This window comes from Pseudothauera lacus (genome assembly GCF_003034845.1).
Lineage (GTDB): Bacteria > Pseudomonadota > Gammaproteobacteria > Burkholderiales > Rhodocyclaceae > Pseudothauera > Pseudothauera lacus.
In genome coordinates, this window is the sequence record NZ_PZKC01000008.1 from 108,809 (window position 1) to 130,752 (window position 21,944).

26 protein-coding genes are annotated in these 21,944 nt (G+C 68.4%); 8 read left to right on the plus strand and 18 right to left on the minus strand.

From position 1 onward, the window contains the following. Positions 1 to 8 precede the first annotated feature (8 nt). Together C8261_RS11095 and bioB are read right to left on the minus strand one after the other, a co-directional pair. A complete protein-coding gene (locus tag C8261_RS11095) occupies positions 9 to 899 on the minus strand; it encodes a methyltransferase domain-containing protein (RefSeq protein WP_235864901.1) in 891 nt (296 codons plus the stop codon). A gap of 14 nt (positions 900 to 913) precedes the next feature. Then, positions 914 to 1,900 (minus strand): biotin synthase BioB, encoded by a 987-nt coding sequence (gene bioB / locus C8261_RS11100; RefSeq protein ID WP_408003217.1) that lies wholly within the window; start codon positions 1,898 to 1,900, stop codon positions 914 to 916. A 49-nt stretch (positions 1,901 to 1,949) separates the two neighbouring features. Here bioB and C8261_RS11105 point away from each other — a divergent pair, with 49 nt between their 5' ends. Further along, the gene (locus C8261_RS11105; RefSeq protein ID WP_107493776.1) at positions 1,950 to 2,651 is read left to right on the plus strand and encodes a ComF family protein; all 702 of its coding nucleotides are present in this window, start codon (positions 1,950 to 1,952) and stop codon (positions 2,649 to 2,651) included. A gap of 10 nt (positions 2,652 to 2,661) precedes the next feature. Next, complete coding sequence (locus C8261_RS11110; RefSeq protein ID WP_107493777.1) at positions 2,662 to 3,135, plus strand: tRNA (cytidine(34)-2'-O)-methyltransferase; 474 nt, start codon at positions 2,662 to 2,664, stop codon at positions 3,133 to 3,135. A 21-nt stretch (positions 3,136 to 3,156) separates the two neighbouring features. Here the strand turns inward: C8261_RS11110 and C8261_RS11115 are convergent, their stop codons facing one another. Genes C8261_RS11115 through C8261_RS11140 form a run of 6 tightly spaced genes read right to left on the minus strand, consistent with a single transcriptional unit; the run spans position 3,157 to position 6,186 of the window. After that, entirely contained in the window at positions 3,157 to 4,140 is a 984-nt protein-coding gene (locus C8261_RS11115) for an NAD(P)H-dependent glycerol-3-phosphate dehydrogenase (protein ID WP_107493778.1), read from the minus strand. A 4-nt stretch (positions 4,141 to 4,144) separates the two neighbouring features. Further along, positions 4,145 to 4,606, minus strand: coding sequence for an SH3 domain-containing protein (locus C8261_RS11120; protein ID WP_107493779.1), 462 nt, complete (start codon positions 4,604 to 4,606; stop codon positions 4,145 to 4,147). Next, positions 4,606 to 5,073, minus strand: a complete 468-nt coding sequence (gene secB, locus C8261_RS11125) for a protein-export chaperone SecB (protein ID WP_107493780.1) — start codon at positions 5,071 to 5,073, stop codon at positions 4,606 to 4,608. Before secB ends, C8261_RS11120 begins: the two co-directional genes overlap by 1 nt. A 49-nt stretch (positions 5,074 to 5,122) precedes the next feature. Further along, the gene (gene grxC, locus C8261_RS11130) at positions 5,123 to 5,374 is read right to left on the minus strand and encodes a glutaredoxin 3 (RefSeq protein WP_107493781.1); all 252 of its coding nucleotides are present in this window, start codon (positions 5,372 to 5,374) and stop codon (positions 5,123 to 5,125) included. A 17-nt stretch (positions 5,375 to 5,391) separates the two neighbouring features. Further along, the gene (locus tag C8261_RS11135; RefSeq protein ID WP_107493782.1) at positions 5,392 to 5,838 is read right to left on the minus strand and encodes a rhodanese-like domain-containing protein; all 447 of its coding nucleotides are present in this window, start codon (positions 5,836 to 5,838) and stop codon (positions 5,392 to 5,394) included. Between the two features lie 24 nt (positions 5,839 to 5,862). Beyond that, the gene (locus C8261_RS11140) at positions 5,863 to 6,186 is read right to left on the minus strand and encodes an ArsR/SmtB family transcription factor (RefSeq protein WP_107493783.1); all 324 of its coding nucleotides are present in this window, start codon (positions 6,184 to 6,186) and stop codon (positions 5,863 to 5,865) included. 245 nt (positions 6,187 to 6,431) lie between these two features. Between C8261_RS11140 and C8261_RS11145 the strand changes: the two genes are divergently transcribed. Genes C8261_RS11145 through C8261_RS11160 form a run of 4 tightly spaced genes read left to right on the plus strand, consistent with a single transcriptional unit; the run spans position 6,432 to position 10,369 of the window. Continuing rightward, on the plus strand, positions 6,432 to 7,721 hold the full coding sequence (locus C8261_RS11145) for a murein hydrolase activator EnvC family protein (RefSeq protein ID WP_107493784.1): 1,290 nt from the start codon (positions 6,432 to 6,434) through the stop codon (positions 7,719 to 7,721). A gap of 39 nt (positions 7,722 to 7,760) precedes the next feature. Then, a complete protein-coding gene (locus tag C8261_RS11150) occupies positions 7,761 to 9,110 on the plus strand; it encodes a S41 family peptidase (protein ID WP_107493785.1) in 1,350 nt (449 codons plus the stop codon). Positions 9,111 to 9,137: 27 nt separating this feature from the next. Continuing rightward, positions 9,138 to 9,587 carry a hypothetical protein gene (locus C8261_RS11155; RefSeq protein WP_107493786.1) on the plus strand — a complete coding sequence of 150 codons (450 nt, stop codon included), beginning with the start codon at positions 9,138 to 9,140 and terminating at the stop codon, positions 9,585 to 9,587. 32 nt (positions 9,588 to 9,619) lie between these two features. Further along, a complete protein-coding gene (locus C8261_RS11160) occupies positions 9,620 to 10,369 on the plus strand; it encodes a HesA/MoeB/ThiF family protein (RefSeq protein ID WP_107493787.1) in 750 nt (249 codons plus the stop codon). Position 10,370: 1 nt separating this feature from the next. Here the strand turns inward: C8261_RS11160 and ribD are convergent, their stop codons facing one another. The 8 genes from ribD to pmbA form a co-directional block, all read right to left on the minus strand. Beyond that, positions 10,371 to 11,468 (minus strand): bifunctional diaminohydroxyphosphoribosylaminopyrimidine deaminase/5-amino-6-(5-phosphoribosylamino)uracil reductase RibD, encoded by a 1,098-nt coding sequence (ribD, locus tag C8261_RS11165; RefSeq protein WP_107493788.1) that lies wholly within the window; start codon positions 11,466 to 11,468, stop codon positions 10,371 to 10,373. Beyond that, a complete protein-coding gene (gene nrdR / locus C8261_RS11170) occupies positions 11,449 to 11,964 on the minus strand; it encodes a transcriptional regulator NrdR (protein ID WP_107493789.1) in 516 nt (171 codons plus the stop codon). Before nrdR ends, ribD begins: the two co-directional genes overlap by 20 nt. A gap of 51 nt (positions 11,965 to 12,015) precedes the next feature. Continuing rightward, positions 12,016 to 13,266, minus strand: coding sequence for a serine hydroxymethyltransferase (gene glyA, locus C8261_RS11175; RefSeq protein WP_107493790.1), 1,251 nt, complete (start codon positions 13,264 to 13,266; stop codon positions 12,016 to 12,018). 103 nt (positions 13,267 to 13,369) lie between these two features. Continuing rightward, positions 13,370 to 14,014, minus strand: coding sequence for a histidine phosphatase family protein (locus C8261_RS11180; protein WP_107493791.1), 645 nt, complete (start codon positions 14,012 to 14,014; stop codon positions 13,370 to 13,372). Further along, complete coding sequence (locus C8261_RS11185; RefSeq protein ID WP_107493792.1) at positions 14,008 to 15,699, minus strand: TRAP transporter large permease; 1,692 nt, start codon at positions 15,697 to 15,699, stop codon at positions 14,008 to 14,010. Before C8261_RS11185 ends, C8261_RS11180 begins: the two co-directional genes overlap by 7 nt. After that, on the minus strand, positions 15,696 to 16,295 hold the full coding sequence (locus tag C8261_RS11190) for a TRAP transporter small permease subunit (RefSeq protein ID WP_107493793.1): 600 nt from the start codon (positions 16,293 to 16,295) through the stop codon (positions 15,696 to 15,698). The genes C8261_RS11185 and C8261_RS11190 overlap by 4 nt, the downstream gene beginning before the upstream one ends. Positions 16,296 to 16,413: 118 nt before the next feature. Continuing rightward, on the minus strand, positions 16,414 to 17,565 hold the full coding sequence (locus tag C8261_RS11195) for a TRAP transporter substrate-binding protein (RefSeq protein ID WP_107493794.1): 1,152 nt from the start codon (positions 17,563 to 17,565) through the stop codon (positions 16,414 to 16,416). A gap of 106 nt (positions 17,566 to 17,671) precedes the next feature. Continuing rightward, entirely contained in the window at positions 17,672 to 19,012 is a 1,341-nt protein-coding gene (gene pmbA / locus C8261_RS11200; RefSeq protein ID WP_107493851.1) for a metalloprotease PmbA, read from the minus strand. Between the two features lie 63 nt (positions 19,013 to 19,075). On the opposite strand from pmbA, the gene yjgA reads away from it, so the two are divergent. Together yjgA and mog are read left to right on the plus strand one after the other, a co-directional pair. Next, positions 19,076 to 19,630 (plus strand): ribosome biogenesis factor YjgA, encoded by a 555-nt coding sequence (gene yjgA / locus C8261_RS11205; protein WP_107493795.1) that lies wholly within the window; start codon positions 19,076 to 19,078, stop codon positions 19,628 to 19,630. Next, positions 19,627 to 20,217: a molybdopterin adenylyltransferase gene (gene mog, locus C8261_RS11210; protein ID WP_107493796.1), complete on the plus strand. Its 591-nt coding sequence runs from the start codon at positions 19,627 to 19,629 to the stop codon at positions 20,215 to 20,217. The genes yjgA and mog overlap by 4 nt, the downstream gene beginning before the upstream one ends. 39 nt (positions 20,218 to 20,256) lie before the next feature. Here mog and C8261_RS11215 read toward each other — a convergent pair whose 3' ends face one another. Next, entirely contained in the window at positions 20,257 to 20,937 is a 681-nt protein-coding gene (locus C8261_RS11215) for a protein-methionine-sulfoxide reductase heme-binding subunit MsrQ (RefSeq protein ID WP_107493797.1), read from the minus strand. Beyond that, the gene (gene msrP, locus C8261_RS11220) at positions 20,938 to 21,879 is read right to left on the minus strand and encodes a protein-methionine-sulfoxide reductase catalytic subunit MsrP (protein WP_107493798.1); all 942 of its coding nucleotides are present in this window, start codon (positions 21,877 to 21,879) and stop codon (positions 20,938 to 20,940) included. Positions 21,880 to 21,944: the final 65 nt, after the last annotated feature.

A 21,944-nucleotide genomic window follows, 5' to 3' on the forward strand; every position in this document is an offset into this window, starting at 1 on the left:
TGGCTCGTTCAGCGTGGACGGGGCTGGAAGCGGACGATGGCGCGGCCGTCGGCAGTGCTTCGCGGCGCCGCCTTCCAGGCGTGCCCCTGGATGAGTTCGAAGGTGGCCGGCAGGCGGCCGCCAGCGCGCAGGGCTTCGTATTGCGTGCGCACCTCGTTCCACGGCGCGCGTCCGCCGAGACCGCGGGCGCGTGCCGTCGTTGCCAGCGTGCTGCCGGACTGGCGCAGGTCGGCGAACAGGCTGTCGACATCGGCGTAGGTGAGGGTGAGCATCTCCATGTCCATCACCGGATCGGCAAAGCCGGCCTTGACCAGTGCATCGCCGATGTCGTGCATGTCGATGAAGCGGTGCACGCGCTCGCCGGCCGCCGCGGGGATGGCGGCGCGCAACTCCTTCAGGGTGTCGGGGCCGAGGGTGGAGAACATCACCATGCCACCCACTTCCAGCACGCGGTGCATCTCGCGCAGCGCGGGGAGGGGGTCGCTGAGCCAGTTCAGCATCAGGTTGGACCACAGCAGCGATACGCTGGCATCGGCGAGGGGCAGGGCCTCCGCCCCGGCACACAGCAGCGCAGGTGGCGGCGTGCGCCCGAGGAGGCGGTCGACGAGGCCGCGGCGGGCCTGGGCCTGGCGTCGCGCGGCATCAAGCATGGGGGCGGCGAAGTCGATGCCGATGCACTCGGCCTGCGGATAGCGCGCCGCCAGCGTGGCGAGGTCGCTGCCCGGGCCGCAGCCGAGGTCGACGATGCGCCGCGGCGTGCAGCGGATGTAGTCGAGGCGTTCGTCCATGCGCCGCCCCAGTTCACGCGCCAGCACGTCGGCATGGGCATAGCCGCCGGCGGCGCGGGCAAAGCGCCGGCGCAGCAGGGCGTGATCGAGGGCGTAGGCGGCGTCGCTCACTGCGCCGGCAGGGTTCAAACCGGGCGCAGGCCGAGGCGTTCGAACAGGCGCTCGTCGCGGTCGCTGTCCGGGTTGTCGGTAGTCAGCAGGCGATCGCCGTAGAACATCGAGTTGGCGCCGGCGAGAAAGCACAGCGCCTGCATCTCGTCGCTCATCTGCTGGCGTCCGGCGGACAGGCGCACGTAGCTGGTGGGCATGGTGATGCGGGCGGCCGCGATGGTGCGGACGAACTCGAAGGGGTCGATGGGGTCGGCGTCGGCCAGCGGCGTACCGGGCACCGGCACGAGGTTGTTGATCGGCACCGACTCCGGCGGCGTGGCCATGTTGGCGAGCTGGGCAATCAGTGCGGCGCGGGCACGGCGCGATTCGCCCATGCCGACGATGCCGCCGCTGCATACGTTGATGCCGGCGGCGCGCACCTGGTCGAGGGTGTCGAAGCGTTCCTGCTGGCTGTGCGTGGTGATCACCTGACCGTAGAACTCGGGGGCGGTGTCGAGGTTGTGGTTGTAGTAGTCGAGGCCGGCATCGGCAAGTTTCCCGGCCTGGCCTTCGCGCAGCATGCCCAGGGTCACGCAGGTCTGCAGGCCGAGCTTCTTGACTTCGCGCACCATGTCGAGGACGGGTTCGAGGTCCTTGTCCTTGGGGCCGCGCCAGGCCGCGCCCATGCAGAAGCGCGAGGCTCCCTTCGCCTTTGCGGCACGGGCGTTGTCCAGCACCTCATCGAGCGCCAGCAGGCGTTCGCGTTCCAGGCCGGTATCGTAGCGTGCTGCCTGCGAGCAGTAGCCGCAATCCTCCGAACAGCCCCCGGTCTTGATCGACAGCAGGGTCGAGCGCTGGATGGCATTGGCGTCGAAGTGCTGGCGGTGGACTTGCTGGGCGCGGAACACCAGATCCATGAAAGGCAGCTCGAAGAGCGCCAGGATGGCATCCACATCCCAGCGGGCGACGGCTGGTGAGGCAGCGTGGTGTGCGGTTGCGGCAGCGGCTGAAGACATTGTCATGATCCGGTTTTCGGGCTGTAATGCGAAGACTGCGCATGTTCCGCCATCCATGGAAAGCTTGTCAAACCTGCGCGCGCTGCTGGCGCGCACCACCGCGGCGCTGCTGCCGCAGGCCTGCTTCGTGTGCGGCGCTGACGCCGCTGGCGAGCCGCTCTGCGCGCGCTGCAGCGGGCAGTTGCCGTGGCAGCTTGCGCCGGCCTGCCCGCGCTGCGCGCTGCCCACCGCCGGTGGCCTGCTGTGCGGCCACTGTCAGCGCCGGGCGCCGGCTTTCGATGCCACGCGCGCGGTGTTCGACTACCGCTTTCCGGTCGACCGCATGGTGCAGGGCTTGAAGTATCATCGCCGCCTCGCCCTGGCCGGCTACTTTGCCCGTTGCCTGGCGGCCGCGCCGCCGCCTCCCGGCGCTGCGCTGGTGGTGCCGATGCCGCTGCACCGCGCGCGCCTGTGCGAACGCGGCTTCAATCAGGCGGTGGAAATCGCCCGGCCGCTGGCGCGGGCCTGGGGGCTGCCGCTGGCTCTCGACGTGGTCCGCCGCCAGCACGATACGCCGGCACAGGCCGGGCTGCCGCGCGCCGCACGGATGCGCAACATGCGCGGCGCGTTCACCGGCGAGGGTACGCTGGCAGGGCTGAGCGTGGTGGTGGTCGATGATGTGATGACCACCGGTGCCAGTCTCGAAGCGCTCGCCCGCACCCTCAAGCGCATGGGGGCGCAGCGGGTGGAAAACCGTATCATCGCCCGAACCCCTTGAACGAGCCACCATGTTCGACATCGTCCTCTACCAGCCCGAGATTCCGCCCAACACCGGCAACGTCATCCGCCTGTCGGCGAATTGCGGCGCGCGTCTGCATCTGGTCAGGCCGCTCGGCTTCGAGATCAGCGACCGCACGCTGGCGCGCGCCGGGCTGGATTACCATGACCTCGCCCATGTGGTGGTCCACGAGGACTGGAGCGCCTGCCTGGCGGCGCTCGCCGGGCGGCGCATCTTCGCCTTCAGTACGCGCGGGCGCCAGCGCTACGATGCGGTGCGCTACCGCGAAGGCGACGTGCTGCTGTTCGGGCGCGAGACCAGCGGCCTGCCCGACGAGCTGCTCGACGCCCTGCCGGCGGCGCAGCGCCTGCGTATCCCGATGCGCCCGGCCAATCGCAGCATCAACCTCTCCAATGCGGTGGCGGTGGCAGTGTTCGAGGCCTGGCGGCAGCACGACTTCGGCGGCGCGCAACTGCCGGACTGACGCCCGGCGTTGCGGACTGCCTCACTCGTGCTTGGGGTCGCGGGCGAGGAGCCGGTCTACCGCCTGCCCGGCGGACAGCCCCTGATGCAGCAGTGCATCGACCGCTTCGCAGAGCGGCATCTCGACACCATGGCGGGCGGCCAGCGCGGCGACTTCGCGTGCCGTCGACACGCCTTCGGCTACGTGGCCGAGTTCGCGCAGGATGTCGTCGAGGGTCTTGCCCTGGGCCAGCGCCAGGCCGACGCGGCGGTTGCGCGAGAGGTCGCCGGTGCAGGTGAGGATGAGATCGCCCATTCCGGCCAGGCCCATCAGCGTTTCCGGGCGTCCGCCGAGGGCCACGGCGAGGCGCGCGATTTCCGCCAGGCCGCGGGTGATCAGCGCGGCGCGGGCGTTGAGGCCGAAGCCGAGGCCGTCGGAAACGCCGGCGGCAATTGCCATGACGTTCTTGATCGCCCCGCCGATCTCGGCGCCGACGAGGTCGGTGTTGGCATACACGCGCAGCAGCGGCTGGTGCAGTTCGGGCAGCCAGCGATCGATAAAGGCGTCGTGGGTCGACGCGAGGGTGATCGCGGTGGGCTGGCCGCGCGCCACTTCGGCGGCGAAACTGGGGCCGGTGAGCACGCCGCAGGGGGCGTCGCTGCCGAGTTCCTCGGCGACGATTTCATGGGGCAGGCGGCCGCTGCCTGCTTCCAGCCCCTTGCACGCCCACACCAGCGGGGTGCCGGGCTGCAGGCGGCGCAGTTCGCGCACCGCGGCGCGCAGGCCGGACAGCGGGGTGACCACCAGGTGCAGGTCGGCGCCGCATGCAGCCTCGGCCAGCACGCTGGTGAGGGTGAGTGAGTCGGGCAGGCGGACGCCCGGAAGGTAGCGGGTGTTTTCGCGCTGCGCGCGCAAGTCGTCCACATGCGCGGGATTGCGCGCCCACAGGCTGACCTGGTGGGGGCCGTCGAAGGCCAGCGCGAGGGCGGTGCCCCATGCCCCGGCACCGAGTACGGCGATGCGCACCGGGCTACAGCCCCCAGACTTCGGTGACGCGCAGGAAGCCGCTGGCGCCGTCGCGGTGGCGTACGCCGACCCAGCCGCCCGCGGTGGGCTGGGTGAGTTCCAGCACCACGTCACGGGTGGCGTGGAAGGCCGCTGCGCTGCCGGCGTCGGCACTCTGGAAGGCGGTGGCGCGTTCGGCGGTGACGATCACGGTGCGGCGCGCGGCCAGCTTGCTGGCCTCGATCCAGGCGATGGCGCCGGCGGGTTCGCGTACCTTGACCCAGCGCTCGAGCACCACCACCACCTCCACCGGCGTGTCGGCGGCGAGGATGAACTGGCGCTGGCCCTGCACCGAAGGGCTGTCGTAGAGCAGCGCCGCTGCCGCGGTGGAGCGGTATTCGATGCCCTGGGCGGCAGCCACCCCGCCGCCGCAGGCGAGCAGGGCGGCGCAGGTGGCCTGCAGGGCGCGGATGCGCAGGGCCGGCATTACTGCACCGGCACCTCGCCGCCGGCGGGGGCGCCGGCGCGCTGCTGTTGCTGCTGCATGTAGAGGGCCTCGAAGTTCACCGGGGCGAGCACCACGGGCTGGAAGCCGGCGCGGGTGACGGCGTCGGAGACCGCTTCGCGGGCGTAGGGGAAGAGGATGTTGGGGCAGCCGATCATCAGCACCGGTTCGAGCTCGCCTTCGGGGACGTTGCGGATCTGGAAGATGCCGGCCTGCTGCACCTCGATCAGGAAAACGGTCTTGTCCTCGCCGATCTTGGCGCTGACGGTAACGGTGAGTACGACGTTGTAGATGCCCTCGTCGATGGGGTTGCCGTCGGTGCGCAGCTGCACGCTGATCTGCGGGTTCTCGCGTTCGAGGAAGATCTGCGGGGCGTTGGGGACTTCCAGCGAAATGTCCTTGACGTAGAGTTTCTCGATGGAGAAGACGGGTTGGGCGTTGTCGGTCATGAAAGCTGTTCCGTGGTCGGTATGGTCTGGGTTGGCGCGCTGGCGGGGTTCAGTCGGGCTCGCCCTGCAGCAGGGCGTCGAGGCGTCCGCTGCGGTCGAGCTCGAAGAGGTCGTCGCAGCCGCCGACATGATAGTCGCCTATGAAGATCTGCGGAACCGTGCGGCGGCCGGTGAGCTGCATCATCTCGTCGCGGCGCTCGGGGTCGAGGTCGATGCGGATCTTGTCGATCGTCGTCACCCCCTTGCGCTTCAGCAGGCCTTCGGCGCGCACGCAGTAGGGGCAGACGGCGGAGGCGTACATGCGGATCGTCGGCTGGCTCACTTTTTCTTACCTTTTTCCTTGTCCTTGTTCTTGCTACCACGGCTCAGCGGCTGGCCGGCCTTTTCCCATTCGAAGATGCCGCCGCGCAGGTTGAAGAGCTTCTCGAAGCCGGCCTTCTTCAGCGTGGCGATGGCGTTGCCCGAGCGTGCGCCACTGGCGCAGCACAGGATCAGCGGCAGGCCGCGCAGCTTCTCGAGTTCGTTCTTGCGCGACTCCAGTTCGCTGAAGGGGATGTGACGGGCGTTGGGGATGTGGCCCTGGGCGAATTCTGCCTGCTCGCGCACGTCGATGACCACCGCATCCTCGCGGTTGATCAGCATGGTCGCCTCGACCGCCGAGAGCAGGGTCTTGTCGGCCTTGGCGCGCACGGTGTCGATCAGGAGCCAGCCGCCGGTGACGGCGGCCAGCGTGGCCCAGTGCCAGTTCTGCTGCAGGAATTCCACTTGCTATAGACTCCGTTGAGGACTTCAGTCCGGTTGGTCGCTGCAGAACACTTCGCGCATCAGCGCGATGAGCTGCAGGGTGCGCTGGTCGCCGACGCGATAGAACACGCGGTTGGCGTCCTTGCGGGTGAACAGCACGCCCTTGTCGCGCAGGATGGCGAGGTGCTGCGAGATGTTGCTCTGCGAGGTGCCCACCGCGTCGACGATGTCCTGCACGCAGACCTCGGTATCACCGAGCACGCAGAGGATCTTCAGACGCAGCGGATGGGCGATCGCCTTCAGCGCGCGGGCCGCGGTCTCGATATGCTCGTGCTTGTCGATGAGCGAGAAGATGTCGTCTTTGTTCACGATGGTCCGCGGGAAGGCAAAGTGGCTAGTATAAAATATCGCGCCGGATTGATGCGTACTGCTTCGCCACCCTTCCCGGGCAGGGTGGGGTCTCCTGCCCCCCGTTTCGCCGGCTTTCTAGATTAGCGGATCTGATCCCACATGCAGATGACAGCCCTGTCGCACCACGCAGAGTCCACCGCGAGCATGGAATGCCGCCGTGGTGCGCGGGTCGATGTGTGCGCTGCCGCGGGGCGGCAAGGCGGATGAGCGCGGGCCTGCGCATGTTCGGGCGGTTGCTGTGCGCCGCGCTGCTGTTTGCCGTGGCGGCGACAGCGGGGGCCGACCCGGTCCGTGAGGCCGCCGAGCGGCGCGCCGATCTCGATGCGCTGAAGGAGCGCATCCGCGCGCTTCAGCGCGACATCGAAGGAACGGAGAAATCCCACGGCAGCGCTGCCACTGCGCTGGTTGCCGCCGAGCGCGAGGTCTCGCGCCTGCAGCGCAGGCTGCGGCAGATGGCCGGCGAGCGTCTCGAGGTCGAGCGCACCATCGCCCGCCTGGGGCGCGAGCAGGCCGAGGTCGAGGCGCGCATCACGGCGCGCAGCGACGAACTCGCCGAATGGCTGCGCCGCCATTACGTCTATGGCAGTGCCGACGGCGTCGCCCCCTTCCTGTCCTCGCGCGACCCCAATCAGATCGCCCGCGATGCCCATTATCTGGAACACCTGGGCCGCGCCCGTCTGGCGCTGATCGACAGCCTGCGCGGCGACCTGCGCCAGAAGGCCGAACTGCAGGCGGTGGCGCAGGCGCGCGCGAACCGGCTGGTGGAACTGGAGGCCGAACAGCGTGGCCGCGAGGCCGAGCTCGCCGCAATGCACGAGGCCCGCCGGGTCGCGGTCGCGGAGCTGAACGCGCAACTGCAGGAGCAGCGCCGTGAGTTTGCCTCCCTGCGCCAGGACGAGAATCGCCTCGGTCAGCTCATCGAGGGCCTTACCCGCGCCGCGCGCGAGCAGCAGCGCGCCCGCGAGCAGGCTGCCGCGCGGGCGCAGCAGCAACAGCAACGCTCGGCGAGCGGCGCGGTGGCAACCCCGGGGCGTCCGGCGGAGCGGGTTGTCGGTCAGGCGCGCGAGGTTGCACGTGCCGGCAGCAGCGGGGTGCCGTTCGCGAGCTTGCGCGGCAAGCTGCTTTTTCCGGTGCGCGGCGAACTGCTGGGGCGCTTCGGTGCTCCAAGAGCCGAGGGGGGGACGACCTGGCGCGGCGTCTTCATCCGTGCCCGCAGCGGTGAGGACGTCCGTGCGGTGGCCGATGGCGAGGTGGTGTACTCGGACTGGTTACGCGGCTTCGGCAACCTGATCATCGTCGATCACGGCAGCGACTATCTCACCGTGTATGGCAATAATGACGCGCTGCTGCGCGAAGTCGGCGACCGCATTGCCGGCGGCGATGCGATCGCCAGCGTGGGGGCGAGCGGAGGCGGGACGGAAACCGGTTTATACTTCGAGATCCGTCATCAGGGCCAGGCGCTCGATCCGATGAAATGGGTCCGGCCGAACTGAACGGCGGACAACTGCGGCGCTGCCGCCGATGGAGTACTCATGCGAAGCAAGTTGCAAAATCTCGGGCTCGTATTCACCGGCGTGCTGGCCGGGATCCTGATCAGCCTCAACTTCTCGGCCAACGCCGACCGCAGCCCCGCACCGCTGCCGGTGGAGGAGTTGCGCGCCTTTGCCGATGTCTTCAATGCCATCAAGCAGGGCTATGTGGAGCCGGTGGAAGACAAGAAGCTGATCACCCACGCGATCAGCGGCATGCTTACCGGCCTCGATCCGCACTCGGCCTACCTCGACGCCGAGGCCTTCAACGAGCTGCAGGTCGGCACCCAGGGTGAGTTCGGCGGTCTCGGCATCGAGGTCGGCATGGAAGACGGCTTCGTCAAGGTGGTCTCGCCGATCGAGGACACCCCCGCCTTCCGCGCCGGCGTGCTCGCCGGCGACCTCATCGTCAAGCTCGACGACACCCCGGTGAAGGGCATGAGCCTCAACGACGCCGTCAAGCGCATGCGCGGGCGTCCGGGCACCAACATCACGCTGACCATCATGCGCAAGAGCGAGAGTGCGCCGGTGGTGGTCACCCTCACCCGCGAGGTCATCAGGGTGCGCAGCGTGCGCTCCAGCATGGTCGAACCCGGCTATGGCTACGTGCGCGTCGCCCAGTTCCAGGAGAACACCGCGGCCGCCCTGGTCGAGCACCTCGGAAAGCTCACTGCCGAAGGGCCGCTGAAGGGTCTCGTGCTCGATCTGCGCAATGACCCGGGCGGCCTGCTGCACGGCGCCGTCGGCGTCGCGGCGGCCTTCCTGCCCCCCGAGTCGCTGGTGGTGTCCACTGACGGTCGCGCCGAAGATGCCCGCCGTGAGTACCGCGCGGTACGCGAGGACTACCTGCGCGGCCGCCGCGACGACTTCCTCCGCAACCTGCCGCCGAGTGCCCGCGAAGTGCCGATGGTGGTGCTGGTCAATGGCGGTTCGGCCTCGGCCTCGGAGATCGTCGCCGGCGCCCTGCAGGACCACAAGCGCGCCGTGGTGATGGGCACCCAGACCTTCGGCAAGGGCTCCGTGCAGACCATCCTGCCGCTCAACAACAACACCGCCATCAAGCTCACCACCGCGCGTTACTACACGCCCAGCGGGCGCTCGATCCAGGCCAAGGGCATCGAGCCCGACATCGTCGTCGAGGAGACCGCCAACGGTTCCTCGCGCCGTGTGCGCGAAGCCGACCTCCAGGGCCATCTGGGTGCCGAGGGCGGCGAGGAGCGTCCCTCCGGCGATTCCGGCGCTGAGGACGAGGCGCCGGCGATCCGTTTCGAGATGGGCGGCGAGGACGACTACCAGCTCGGTCAGGCGATCAACCTGCTGAAGGGCTTGCAGATCATTCAGGGCCAGCGCTGAGGGCGTCGGGGGCCCTGGGGGGGTGTGATGCGACGAGAGACTGCGTACAAGCTGGCCGGACGTCAGCACGAGCATCCGGTCAGCGGTTCGGGCATCGACAAGGAGCGCGAGCTGCGCTTCAAGAAGCTGCCCCCCGGGCAGGTCGAGCAGGCCTGGCGGTCGCTGCGCCTGCTGAAGGGGCTGCAGGTCGAACGCCGCGACAATCCGCTCGCCCTCACGGTGCGCTACTCGGTACTCGACTACAGCATGGAGTCGATCGAGAACGCCCTCCGTGAGGCCGGCTTTGCCCTCGACAACACCCTCTACATGAAGCTGGTGCGCGCGCTGGTGTATTTCTGTGAGGAAACCCAGCGCCACAACCTCGAATCGCCCGAGCGCCTGATCAAGAAGTCCAACGAGGTCTATGTGCAGGCCTGGGATCAGCACGAGCACGGCGATCACGACGACACCCCGCCGGAACTGCGCGAATACAAGTGAGCGGCAGGCGCCGCCGCGGCGTATCGAGGAACATGAACGACGACCAGTTGCTGCGCTACAGCCGCCACATCCTGCTGCCCGAGATCGATGTCGACGGCCAGCAGGCCATCCTCGACGCGCGCGTGCTGGTGGTCGGCGCCGGCGGGCTGGGTTCGCCGGCGGCGATGTATCTGGCCGCCGCGGGAGTCGGTACGCTGGTGCTGGCCGACGGCGACAGCGTCGATCTGACCAATCTGCAGCGCCAGATCCTGCACAGTGAACAGGGTGTGGGGCGCCTGAAGGTCGATTCCGGGCGCGACACCCTGGCCCGCCTCAACCCCCACGTGCGGGTCGAGGCGCTGCCCTGCCGGCTGGAGGGCGACGCCCTTGCCGAGCAGGTTGCCGCCGCCGATGTGGTGCTCGACTGCTCGGACAACTTCGCCACCCGCCACGCCATCAACCGCGCCAGCGTGCGGGCGCGCACGCCGCTGGTGTCCGGTGCGGCGATCCGCTTCGATGGCCAGGTGGCGGTGTTCGATCCGCGCGCGGCGGCTGCGCCGTGCTACAACTGCCTGTTCCCGGAAGGGCTGGAAACCGAGGAGGTGCGCTGCGCGGTGATGGGTGTGTTCGCCCCCATCGTCGGCATCATCGGCGCCACCCAGGCCGCCGAGGCCCTGAAGCTGCTGGCCGGCTGCGGTACCTCGCTGGCAGGGCGCCTGCTGCTGCTCGACGGCCTGGCGATGGAGTGGCGCAGCGTCGGGCTCGGCCGCGATCCCGAGTGCGCGGTGTGCGCGGCGTCCTGATTCAGGGTGGCAAGGGGCGCGCGCGCACGCGGTAGTCCGCGCCAAGCGCACGCAGGTCGATGATCTGCAGGCGCACCGCGCTGTCCAGCGTCTCGGCCGCGGGCAGGCGGAACAGGCCCTGGGCGACGTCGCCGACCAGCATCGGGGCGAAGTACATCAGCAGTTCATCCACACAGCCTTCGCGCAGCAGCGAACCGTTGAGGCCGCAGCCGGCTTCGGCGTGAACTTCGTTGACGCCGCGCCGCCCAAGTTCCGCCAGCAAGGCAGGCAGATCGACCTTGCCGCGGGCGTCGGGGAGGTGCACGATTTCCGCGCCGAGATCCTGCAGGCGGGCGATGCGCCCGCCGTCGCTGGAGGCGGTGGCGATCAGGCAGTCGCCGGCGGCGAGGATGCGGGCCTGTGGCGAAACCTCCAGGCGGGCGTCCACCAGCACCTTGCGCGGCTGGCGCTGGCAGGGCACGTCGCGCACGCTGAGTTGGGGGTCGTCGGCGTGTACGGTGCCGATGCCGGTGAGGATGGCGCAGGCCCGGGCGCGCCAGCGGTGACCGTCGCGGCGCGCTTCGGGGCCGGTGATCCACTGGCTGACGCCGTTGTTCAGTGCGCTCTTGCCATCCAGCGTGGCGGCCGTCTTCAGGCGCAGCCACGGGCGGCCACGGCGCATGCGCGCGACGAAGCCGATATTGAGCTCTTGCGCCTGCGTCTCGAGCAGGCCGACGGCGGTGTCGATGCCGGCGGCGCGCAGGCGCGCCAGGCCGGCGCCGGCGACCAGCGGATTGGGGTCAGCCATGGCGGCGACCACCCGCCGCACACCGGCGGCGATCAGCGCATCCGCACAGGGTGGCGTGCGCCCGTGGTGTGAGCACGGCTCGAGGGTGACGTAGGCGGTGGCGCCACGTGCGCGTTCGCCGGCCATGCGCAGCGCGTGCACCTCGGCGTGCGGCTCGCCGGCACGGGCATGCCAGCCCTCGCCGACGGTGCTGCCATCGGCGGCGAGGATCACGCAGCCGACGCGTGGATTGGGTGTGGTGGTCTCCAGCCCCAGTTCGGCCAGCGCCAGTGCGCGGGCCATGGCGGCATGGTCAGTTGCCGAAAAGGTCATGCTCGGGGTCGGGTTGCCCGGCGCCGCCCTTGCGCGCGCGTCGCGGCCGCGTCTGTACTTCGCGGATGACCTCGGAGAACTCGTCCACGTCGGCGAAGTTGCGATACACCGAGGCGAAGCGGATGTAGGCGACCTTGTCGAGCTTCTTGAGCTCCTTCATCACCAGTTCGCCGAGCTTCTCGCTGGGGACTTCCTGCTCGCCCATCGACAGCAGGCGCGCCTCGATGCGGTCGACGGCGGCTTCGAGCGCTTCGACGGTGACCGGCCGCTTGCGCAGGGCGAGCTTCAGACTGCCGGCGAGCTTGGCGTGATCGTACTCGGTGCGGTTGCCGTTGCGCTTGACGATGTGCGGCATCTTGAGGTCGATGCGCTCATAGGTGGTGAAGCGCTTGTCGCAGTTCACGCAGCGGCGGCGGCGGCGGACGACGTCGCCGTCCTCGTTCTCGCGGGTGTCGGTGACCTGGGTATTGGGGTCACCGCAGAAGGGGCATTTCATGGCCGGGGGGCGATGTGCCGCGGGGCGCCAGGCGGCGCCCCGCAGGCCGTCTTACTTGCCGTACACCGGGAATTTCGCGCACAGCTCGGCGACCTGGCCGCGCACGCGTGCGATCACCGCTTCATCCTGCGGCGCGTCGAGGACATCGGCGATGAGGTGGGCGATCTTCTCGGCCTCGATCTCGGTGAACCCGCGGGTGGTCATCGCCGGCGACCCGATGCGGATGCCCGAGGTGGTGAAGGGCTTCTCGGGGTCGTTGGGGATGGAGTTCTTGTTTACCGTGATGTGGGCGCTGCCCAGCACTGCCTCGGCGGCCTTGCCGGTGATGTTCTTGGAGCGCAGGTCGACCAGGAAAACGTGGGACTCGGTGCGCCCGGAGATGATGCGCAGGCCGCGCTCCTCGCCCAGCACGCGCGACATCACGCGGGCGTTGGCGATTACCTGTTCCTGGTAGTTGCGGAAGGCCGGCGTGGCGGCTTCCTTGAAGGCCACTGCCTTGGCGGCGATGACGTGCTCCAGCGGGCCACCCTGCAGGCCGGGGAAGATGGCGGAGTTGATCGCCTTCTCGTGCTCGGCCTTCATCAGGATGATGCCGCCGCGCGGGCCGCGCAGGGTCTTGTGAGTCGTCGAGGTGACGACGTCGGCGTGGGGCACCGGGTTGGGGTAGTAGCCCGCGGCGATGAGGCCGGCGTAGTGGGCCATGTCCACCCAGAAGATGGCGCCGACTTCACGGGCGACCCTGGCGAAGCGCTCGAAGTCGATGCGCAGCGAGTAGGCCGAGGCGCCGGCGATGATGATCTTCGGCTTGTGCTCGCGGGCGAGACGCTCCATGGCCTCGTAGTCGATCTCTTCCTTGGCGTCGAGGCCGTAGGCCACCACGTTGAACCACTTGCCGGACATGTTGAGCGGCATGCCGTGGGTAAGGTGGCCGCCTTCGGCGAGGCTCATGCCCATGATGGTGTCGCCGGGCTTGGCAAAGGCCATCAGCACGGCCTGGTTGGCCTGCGAACCGGAATTCGGCTGTACGTTGGCTGCTTCCGCGCCGAACAGGGCCTTGAGGCGGTCGATGGCGAGCTGCTCGACGACGTCAACATGCTCGCAGCCGCCGTAGTAGCGCTTGCCCGGATAGCCTTCGGCGTACTTGTTGGTGAGCTGGGAGCCCTGGGCTTCCATGACCGCGTGGGAAACATAGTTTTCCGAGGCGATCAGTTCGATGTGATCTTCCTGGCGGCGATTTTCCGCCTGCACGGCGGCCCACAGTTCGGGGTCGACCTTGGCGAGGGTGTCTTGCGCAGAGAACATGAGACAGGCTCGATTGGGTTGGAGTAAAGGCGGATATTACCATGCACCGAAAGGGCGCAAGGCGGCATCGTGCGCTGCGGCAAAAGCCGGCGGGCGGGCGCTCTCAGGCGTTGGCGAGTTCGTCGCGGGCGCCGTCGAGGTGGCGCTGCTCGGCCCACGCCTGCAGTCGCCAGCCCTGGCCGTCGTGCACGATCCAGTTGAGCGCGGCATTGGGGATGACGAAGTCGCGCGGTGGCTGCAGCGCCTTGCCGGTCGCCAGGCGGTGCACGATGTCGAGTACGCCGCCGTGACAGACGATGAGCAGCTGGCCGCCGGCATGGCGGTGGGCGAGATCGGCGAGTACGGCGTCAATGCGCGCGGCGAAGGCGCTCAGGCTCTCGCCGCTCCCGGGAAAGGCGAAATCCGGCTCGCGCGCATGGAAGCGCGCATAGGCCTGGGGGTGGCGGGCTTCGGCCTCGGCGTAGGTGAGCCCCTGGAAGAGGCCGTAATGGCGCTCGCGCAGGCGTGCATCGGCGAACGGCGGTGGATGTCCGGCGGCGCAGATGGCGGCGGCGGTCTGGCGCGCGCGCAGCAGGTCGCTGGTATATACCGCGGCAAAGCGCTCGGCCGCCAGACTGGCGGCCGTGGCGCGGGCCTGGCGTTCGCCGACGGCGTTGAGGGGGATGTCGAGGTGGCCCTGCAGGCGGCGCTCGGCGTTCCAGTCGGTCTCACCATGGCGCACCAGGCAGAGCCTGGTGGCCGTCACCATCCGCCGGTCCCACCGCCGTTGCTGTCATCACCCCAGCCGCCGCCGGTGGGCGGGGCCTGGATCTGGATGGTGTCCAGATCGAACTCGACCTTTGCGTCTAGACCACCGGTGACCAGCTGCGGGAAGGCGATCAGCAGGGCGATCATGATCACCTGGATGCATACGAAAGCCACCGAGCCGCGGTAGATCTGCGTGGTGCGGATGCCTTCGATGCGCTTGCCGGTGACGCGGTCGAGGTAGGCGCCGACCGGGGCCACGCTGCGCAGGTAGAAGAGCGCGAAGCCGAAGGGCGGCGTCAGGAACGAGGTCTGCAGGTTGAGCGCGATCAGCACCCCGAACCAGATCAGGTCGATGCCCATCTTGTCGGCCACCGGGGCGAGCAGCGGAATGAGGATGAAGGCGATCTCGAAGAAGTCGAGGAAGAAGCCGAGGAAGAAGATCATCGCGTTCACGAAGATCAGGAAGCCGACCTGGCCGCCGGGCAGCTTGTCGAACAGGTGCTCGACCCATTCCTTGCCGTCGATGGCGGTGAAGGTGAAGCTGAACACCGTTGCGCCGATGAGGATGAAGAGCACGAACACCGACAGCCGGGTGGTCGATTCGAGCGCCTCGCGCAACTTGTCGAAGTTCAGCCGGCCGCGGGAGAGGGCCATGATGATGGCGCCCACCGCACCCATGGCGCCGCCTTCGGTGGGTGTGGCGATGCCGAGGAAGATGGTCCCCAGCACCAGGAAGATCAGCGCCAGCGGCGGAATCAGCACGAAGGTGACGCGCTCGGCGATCTGCGACAGCAGGCCGAGGCGCAGCAGCTTGTTGGCGCCGGCGAGGATCAGCGCCAGGGCGGTACCGAAGCTCATCGCCACGACGATGGTTTCGTCCAGGCGGGCGTTGCTCGGGTGGCCGCTGTACATGCTGAGCAGTTCGTCGTAGTGCAGGCCGAAGGCCGCGCTGAGGCCGCCGACCACGGCAAGCAGCACGATCAGCGAACGTAGCCCGGAGGAGCCGTCGGGCTGGCGGTACTTGAGCGCTTCGGGCGGCAGCGCAGGCACCAGCTTGGGTTTGAAGATCGCCAGGCCGATGATGAACAGCGCATACATGCCGACCAGGATGAAGGCCGGGATGAAGGCGCCCTTGTACATGTCGCCGACGCTGCGACCGAGCTGGTCGGCCATCACGATCAGCACCAGCGAGGGCGGGATGGCCTGTGCCAGCGTACCGGAGGCGGTGATCGCGCCGCAGGCGATGGGGCGGCTGTAGCCGTAGCGCAGCATGATGGGCAGCGAGATCAGGCCCATCGAGATCACCGAGGCCGCGACCACGCCGGTGGTGGCGGCGAGCAGGGCACCGACGAAGATCACCGCCAGCGCGAGGCCGCCGCGCACCGGGCCGAATACCTGGCCGGCGGTGTCGAGGAGATCTTCGGCCATGCCGCTGCGTTCGAGGATCAGCCCCATCAAGGTGAAAAAGGGAATGGCGAGCAGGATGTCGTTCTGCATGATGCCGAACACCCGCAGCGGCAGGGCCTGGAACAGGGTGCCCGGCAACAGGCCCAGTTCCATGCCGATGAAGCCGAAGAGCAGGCCGCAGGCGGCCAGCGAGAAAGCCACCGGGAAGCCGGAAAGCAGGAAGAAGACCACGGCGCCGAACATGATCGGCGCAAGATTGGCGGCGACGAACTCGATCATTTGTTCACCTCGCCGCTGGCGGGCTGTGCGGAGTGGGCGTGCCCGGTGTCGAGGGGGTCGTGGGCGTCGGTCTCATGCAGGGTGGGGTCGGGGCCGGCACCGCTGAGGAAGGCGGCGCGCTTGATGACCTCGGAGACGCCCTGCAGCGCCAGCAAAGCGAAACCGGCCGGCACCAGGGCATACAGCGGCCAGCGGATGAGGCCGCCGGCATTGGACGACACCTCGCCGCTGGTGTAGGCGGCCATCAGCACCGGCCACGCGAAGCTGGAGATCAGGTAGCACATCGGCAGCAGGAAGAAGAGGATGCCGCCGATGTCAATGTACATGCGGGTGCGCTTGCTGAGCTTGTTGGCCAGCACGTCGATGCGCACATGGGCGTTCTGCAGGAAAGCGTGGCCGGCGCCGAGCATGAACACGGCGGCGAACAGGTACCACTGAATTTCCAGGAAGGCGTTGGAACCCACGCTGAAGGCCTTGCGGGCGACCGCATTGGCGGCGCTGATCAAGGTGGCGGCCAGGATCAGCCAGATGATTGCACGCCCGACGTAGCGGGTCAGGGCATCGATCATCGATGAAATGTTGAGCAGCATTCCCATGGCGGACAGGATCTTGCAGTGAGGGCACCTGGGTAGGGTGCGGATGCCGTGCCTGTATCGACGGTTCGGACGGGCACAAAAAAGCCTGCCGCGGTTGCGGCAGGCTTGGTGGGGCAGATTACAGACGCTGTGCGGCCATGTACTGGTCGTAGCTGCCGTCGGCGAGCGGAATCCACTGGTACTGCTCGCGCATGAAGGCCTCGTAGTCAGAGAAGACCTTGCGCCAGTTGGCGTTGGTCTCGTTGAGCTCTGCATACACCTCGTTGCGTGCCTGCATCGCGGCGTCCATCACCTCGCGCGGGAAGCGGTTGAGCTTGGCGCCCTCGGCAATGAGTTGCTTGAGTGCGATCGGGTTGCGGGCGTCGTACATGGCCTGCATGTTGGTGTGGGCGAAGGAGGCCGCGGCGGTGACGATGGCCTTGTATTCCGCCGGCAGGTCGTTCCAGGCCTTGTCGTTGACGTACAGCGACACCTGGGCGCCGCCTTCCCACCAGCCCGGGTAGTAGTAGAAGGGCGCGACCTTGTGGAAGCCGAGCTTGAGGTCGTCGTAGGGGCCGACCCACTCGGTGGCGTCGATGGTGCCGCGTTCGAGGGCCTGATAGATCTCGCCGCCGGGGATGTTCTGCGGAACGCCGCCGAGCTTGGCGATGACGCGTCCGGCGAAGCCGCCGAGGCGCATCTTGAGGCCGTTGAGGTCGGCCGGGGTGCGGATTTCCTTGCGGTACCAGCCGCCCATCTGCGCGCCGGTGTTGCCCATCGGGAAGTTGACGATGTTGTAGCCGGCGAAGAATTCGCGCAGCAGGCTCATGCCCTTGCCGTCATACATCCACGCGGTCAGCGAGCGCGAGTTCATGCCGAAGGGAATGGCGGTGTCGATGGCGAAGGTCTCGTCCTTGCCGAAATAGTAGTAGCCGCAGGTGTGGCCGCATTCCACCGTGCCCTGCTGCACCGCATCGACCACGCCGAAGGCCGGGACCAGTTCGCCGGGAGCGTGCACGGAGATCTGGAACTTGCCGTCGGTCATGTCCGAAACCATCTTGGCGAACACTTCGGCGCCGCCATGGATGGTGTCGAGGGACTTCGGGAAGCTGGAGGTCAGGCGCCAGCGGATCTCACGGCCGCCGGTCTGTACCGCGGGGGCGGCCGGAGCGCTGGCAGCGGGTGCTGCGGGGGCTGCGGCTTCTTCCTTCTTGCCGCAGGCGGCGAGGCCGACGGCAGCGCCGGCGGCCAGGCCAGCACCGGCTTTCTTCAGAAATGAACGACGTTCCACGATCTCTCCTTTCCTTCTGGTGGTTATTGCGAAGCGGAACCGATTATAGGGCCTCGTCTCCGTCCGAAAACCGCGGAAAACCCTAACCGGCGGAGCCGTGGCGGGCTCAGCGCCCGGCGATCTTCATGCGCTCGATGAGCAGCGAGCCGCAGTGCTTGGCGCCGCGCGGCAGGGCATCGTTGCCGACGGCGACGATGCTGCGGAACATCTCGCGCAGGTTGCCGGCGATGGTGATCTCTTCCACCGGATGCTTGATGCGGCCCTTCTCCACCCAGAAACCGGCCGCGCCGCGCGAATAGTCGCCGGTGACGTAGTTGACGCCGTGGCCGAGCAGCTCGGTGACGATCAGCCCGCGCTCCATCTTCTTCACCAGGCCCTCGAAGTCCAGTTCGCCGCCGGCCACCCGCAGGTTGTGCGAGCCGCCGGCGTTGGCGGTGGTCTGCATGCCGAGCTTGCGCGCGCTGTAGGCGGAAAGGAAATAGCCCTGCAACACGCCGTCGACGACCACCTCGCGGTCACGCGTGGCGACGCCGTCGCTGTCGAACGGCGTGCTGCCGAAGGCGCCGCGCTGGTGGGGGCGTTCGGCGATGTTGATGAGTGGCGAAAATACCTGCTCGCCGAGGCTGTCGAGCAGGAAGGAGGACTTGCGGTAGAGCGCGCCGCCGCTCACCGCATGCACGAAGTTGCCGAGCAGGCCCACCGCCAGCGGCGCCTCGAACAGCACCGGCACCTCGCAGGTGCGGATCTTCTTCGCCCCCAGGCGGGCCAGCGCGCGCTCGGCAGCGCGGCGGCCGACCTCCTCGGCGCCCATCAGCTCGGCGGCGTTGCGCCGGCTGTCGTACCAGTATTCGCGCTGCATGGCGTCGCCCTCGCCGGCGATCACCGAGCACGACAGGCCGTGGCGGGTGGAGGCGAAGCCACCCATGAAACCGAGGCTGTTGGCAGAGACGAAATGCGAGCGCTGCGCCGACACCGAGGCGCCTTCCGAATTGGTGATGCGGCTGCTGTGGGCAAAGGCCGCCTCCTCGCAGCGGTGGGCGGTGGCGATGGCCTCATCGACGCCCAGCACCCAGGGGTGGTCGAGGCCGAGATCGGGGCAGTCCTTCGCCATCAGGGCGGCGTCGGCGAGGCCGGCGCAGGGGTCGGGGGCGGTGAAGCGGGCGATCGACACGGCGGCCTCGACGGTGGCCTTGAGGGCCTTGCGGGAAAAGTCGGAGGTCGAGGCGTGACCGCGCTGCTGGCCGAGATAGACGGTGACGCCGATGCCCTTGTCGCGGTTGTATTCGATGGTGTCGACCTCGCCCTTGCGTACCGTGACGGTCTGGCCGACGCCTTCGGAGACGTCGGTCTCGCAGGCCGAGGCGCCGCGCTTGCGGGCGAACTTGAGCACGTCGGCGGCAATTTCCTGCAACTGCGCGGGGGTGAAGGCGAAACCTTGGGCGGACATGGGCATGGGACCGGAAACACAAAGGCTATAATCTTACCCCGATCCCACCCTGGCCCGATTTCCATGACGTACCCGCACCACGACGACGACTTCGACCCGGACGCTCCGCCGAGCAAGAGCCAGCGCAAGCGCGACATGCACGCCCTGCAGGATCTGGGTGCCCAACTGGTCGATCTGTCGGTCGAGCGCCTGCGCAAGGTGCCCATGCCCGAAGACCTCTTCGAGGCCGTGCGGGCCGCCCAGCGCATCACCGCGCACGGTGCGCGGCGCCGCCAGATGCAGTACATCGGCAAGCTGATGCGCAACATCGATCCCGAGCCCATCCAGGCCCAGCTCGACGTCTTCAACGGCGTCTCGCGCGTCGAGATCGCCCGCCAGCACCGGCTCGAAAAGCTGCGCAACGACCTGCTCGAAGACGAAAAGGTGCTCGGCGACATCGCCGGGCGCTGGCCGCAGGCCGACCTCCAGCACCTGCGCAACCTGCGCCGCAACGCCCTCAAGGAACGCGAGCAGGAAAAGCCGCCGCGTGCCTACCGCGAACTGTTCCGCATCCTGCGTGAACTGGAAGAGGGCGGCGCGGCCCCGCAGGATGAGGGCGCAGGCGAGGGCGAGGCATGAGCCAGTCGATCCGCATCGGCCTGCTGTCGATCAGCGACCGCGCCTCCGATGGCCGCTATGAAGACCAGGGCATCCCCGCCCTGCGCGAATGGCTGGGCCGCGCCCTGGTCTCCCCCTGGGAGGCCGTGCCGCGGCTGATCCCCGACGAGCGCGCGACCATCGAGCGTACGCTGATCGAGCTCGCCGACAACGAAGGCTGCAAGCTCATCCTCACCACCGGCGGCACCGGCCCGTCGCCGCGCGACGTCACCCCGGAAGCCACCCTGGCGGTGGGCGACAAGGAAATGCCCGGCTTCGGCGAGGAAATGCGCCGCATCAGCCTCAACTTCGTCCCCACCGCCATCCTCTCGCGCCAGGTCGCGGTGATCCGCGGGCAGACGCTGATCGTCAACCTGCCCGGCCAGCCCAAGTCGATCCGCGAAACGCTCGAAGGCGTGCGTGCCGCCGACGGCAGCGTGGCCCATGTCGGCATCTTCGCCGCCATACCCTACTGCGTCGATCTCATCGGCGGGCCGTGGATGGACACCGACGAGGCGGTGATCAAGGCCTTCCGGCCGAAAAGCGCCGTGCGTCCGCAGGGCGCCTGAAGCCCGTCGTCGGCGCGTTGCGCACGCCGCAGAAGGGGCTCATTTCGGCACGATGCGGATGACCTTGCCTTTGAAGCGTCCGGGCGCTGGCGGGGCCGCGGCGGCCAGTTGCCGGCGGCGCTCCTGCTCGCGCCACCATGCGCGCACACCGAGCAGCGCAGCCAGCACCAGGGCATAGAGCAGCGGCTTCAGCAGGTCTGCCTTCACCAGCCACCAGTAATGCACCACGCCGAGGATGGCGACGCCGTACACCGAGCGGTGCAAGGCCTGCCAGCGTCGCCCGCCCAGCCAGCGCACCGCAGCGGTGCTGGAGGTGAGGGCAAGCGGCAGCATCAGCGCGAAGGCGGCGAAGCCGACGGTGATGTAGGGGCGGTCGAGGATGTCGGCGGCAATTGCCGTCCAGTCCAGCCACAGGTCCAGCCATGCCCAGGTCAGCAGATGCCCGCAGGCCCACGCAAAGGTGATCAGACCCAGCATGCGGCGCAGGCGCAGCAGCCAGTGGAGGCCGCTGAGGCGGCGCAGCGGGGTCACTGCGAGGGTCAGCAGCAGCATGCGCAGCGTCCATTCGCCGGTCGCATGCTGCACCGCCTCGATGGGGTTGGCGCCGAGGGTGCCGTGCATCCAGCCCGCGGCCAGATGCCCCGCGGGGACGAGGCAGAGCAGAAGGAGCAGCGCCTTGATGGCGAGCAGTTGCAGAGGAGTGGGGGCGCGCAGCGACATTCAGTAATTCTTCTGCAGATCCATGCCCAGGTAAAGCCCGGCGACCTCGTCGGCGTAGCCGTTGAACATCAGCGTCGGGCGGCGGCGGGTTTCGCCGATGCGCCGCTCGCTGGCCTGGCTCCAGCGCGGATGGCGGACTTGCGGATTGACGTTGGAGTAGAAACCGTACTCCTGCGGTGCCGACTTGTTCCACGCGGTGGCCGGCTGGCGCTCGCTGAGGCGGATGGTGACGATCGACTTGGCGCTCTTGAAGCCGTATTTCCACGGCACCACGACACGTACCGGCGCGCCGTTCTGGTGCGGCAGTACCTCGCCGTACATGCCGAAGGTGAGCAGGGTGAGCGGATGCAGGGCCTCGTCGAGGCGCAACCCTTCGGTGTAGGGCCAGTCCAGCACCGGGCGGCGGGTCATGATCGCGGGGTCGTAGTGGGTGACGAACTCGACGTACCTGGCGCTGCCCTGCGGTTCCACCGCCTTCAGCAGGCTGGCCAGCGGATAGCCGAGCCACGGGATCACCATCGACCAGGCTTCCACGCAGCGCAAGCGGTAGACGCGTTCTTCCAGCGCGGCGAGCTTGAGGAGGTCGTCGATGTCGAATTCGCGCGGCTTGTTGACCAGCCCTTCCACACGCACCCGCCACGGGCGCAGCGCCATCTGTGGGGCGTTGCGCAGCGGCGCATCCTTGCTGGTGCCGAACTCGTAGAAGTTGTTGTAGCTGATCGCCGAAGCCCAGTCGGTGTGGGCTTCAGTGCTGTTGTAGGGGCTGGATCGCACCGCGGCGGGCAGGGTGCCGGCGCGCGCGCTGGTCGGCAGTCCGTGCCACAGCGCTGCGCCGGCGGCCAGCCCCAGGCCCGCCTGGCGGATGAAGGCGCGGCGGCCTTCAAACAGCGCTTGCGGGGTAATTTCGGAGGGCGCGATATCGTCTGGCAGGCGGATCAGCATGGCGTGGGCAAACTTGGTAATCGATGCGGATGGGACACCATGCGCGCCTTGCCGTTCAGTTGCAA

Coding starts and splice junctions, on each gene's coding strand:
- yjgA (WP_107493795.1), top strand. CDS start 19,076: ATGACGTACCCGCACCACGACGACGACTTCGACCCGGACGCTCCGCCG.
- C8261_RS11190 (WP_107493793.1), bottom strand. CDS start 16,295: ATGGGAATGCTGCTCAACATTTCATCGATGATCGATGCCCTGACCCGC.
- bioB (WP_408003217.1), bottom strand. CDS start 1,900: ATGACAATGTCTTCAGCCGCTGCCGCAACCGCACACCACGCTGCCTCA.
- ribD (WP_107493788.1), bottom strand. CDS start 11,468: ATGACCTTTTCGGCAACTGACCATGCCGCCATGGCCCGCGCACTGGCG.
- C8261_RS11105 (WP_107493776.1), top strand. CDS start 1,950: ATGGAAAGCTTGTCAAACCTGCGCGCGCTGCTGGCGCGCACCACCGCG.
- C8261_RS11180 (WP_107493791.1), bottom strand. CDS start 14,014: ATGGTGACGGCCACCAGGCTCTGCCTGGTGCGCCATGGTGAGACCGAC.
- C8261_RS11150 (WP_107493785.1), top strand. CDS start 7,761: ATGCGAAGCAAGTTGCAAAATCTCGGGCTCGTATTCACCGGCGTGCTG.
- C8261_RS11215 (WP_107493797.1), bottom strand. CDS start 20,937: ATGTCGCTGCGCGCCCCCACTCCTCTGCAACTGCTCGCCATCAAGGCG.
- glyA (WP_107493790.1), bottom strand. CDS start 13,266: ATGTTCTCTGCGCAAGACACCCTCGCCAAGGTCGACCCCGAACTGTGG.
- C8261_RS11110 (WP_107493777.1), top strand. CDS start 2,662: ATGTTCGACATCGTCCTCTACCAGCCCGAGATTCCGCCCAACACCGGC.
- C8261_RS11185 (WP_107493792.1), bottom strand. CDS start 15,699: ATGATCGAGTTCGTCGCCGCCAATCTTGCGCCGATCATGTTCGGCGCC.
- C8261_RS11160 (WP_107493787.1), top strand. CDS start 9,620: ATGAACGACGACCAGTTGCTGCGCTACAGCCGCCACATCCTGCTGCCC.
- C8261_RS11145 (WP_107493784.1), top strand. CDS start 6,432: ATGAGCGCGGGCCTGCGCATGTTCGGGCGGTTGCTGTGCGCCGCGCTG.
- grxC (WP_107493781.1), bottom strand. CDS start 5,374: ATGTACGCCTCCGCCGTCTGCCCCTACTGCGTGCGCGCCGAAGGCCTG.
- secB (WP_107493780.1), bottom strand. CDS start 5,073: ATGACCGACAACGCCCAACCCGTCTTCTCCATCGAGAAACTCTACGTC.
- msrP (WP_107493798.1), bottom strand. CDS start 21,879: ATGCTGATCCGCCTGCCAGACGATATCGCGCCCTCCGAAATTACCCCG.
- C8261_RS11120 (WP_107493779.1), bottom strand. CDS start 4,606: ATGCCGGCCCTGCGCATCCGCGCCCTGCAGGCCACCTGCGCCGCCCTG.
- pmbA (WP_107493851.1), bottom strand. CDS start 19,012: ATGTCCGCCCAAGGTTTCGCCTTCACCCCCGCGCAGTTGCAGGAAATT.
- C8261_RS11155 (WP_107493786.1), top strand. CDS start 9,138: ATGCGACGAGAGACTGCGTACAAGCTGGCCGGACGTCAGCACGAGCAT.
- nrdR (WP_107493789.1), bottom strand. CDS start 11,964: ATGAAATGCCCCTTCTGCGGTGACCCCAATACCCAGGTCACCGACACC.
- mog (WP_107493796.1), top strand. CDS start 19,627: ATGAGCCAGTCGATCCGCATCGGCCTGCTGTCGATCAGCGACCGCGCC.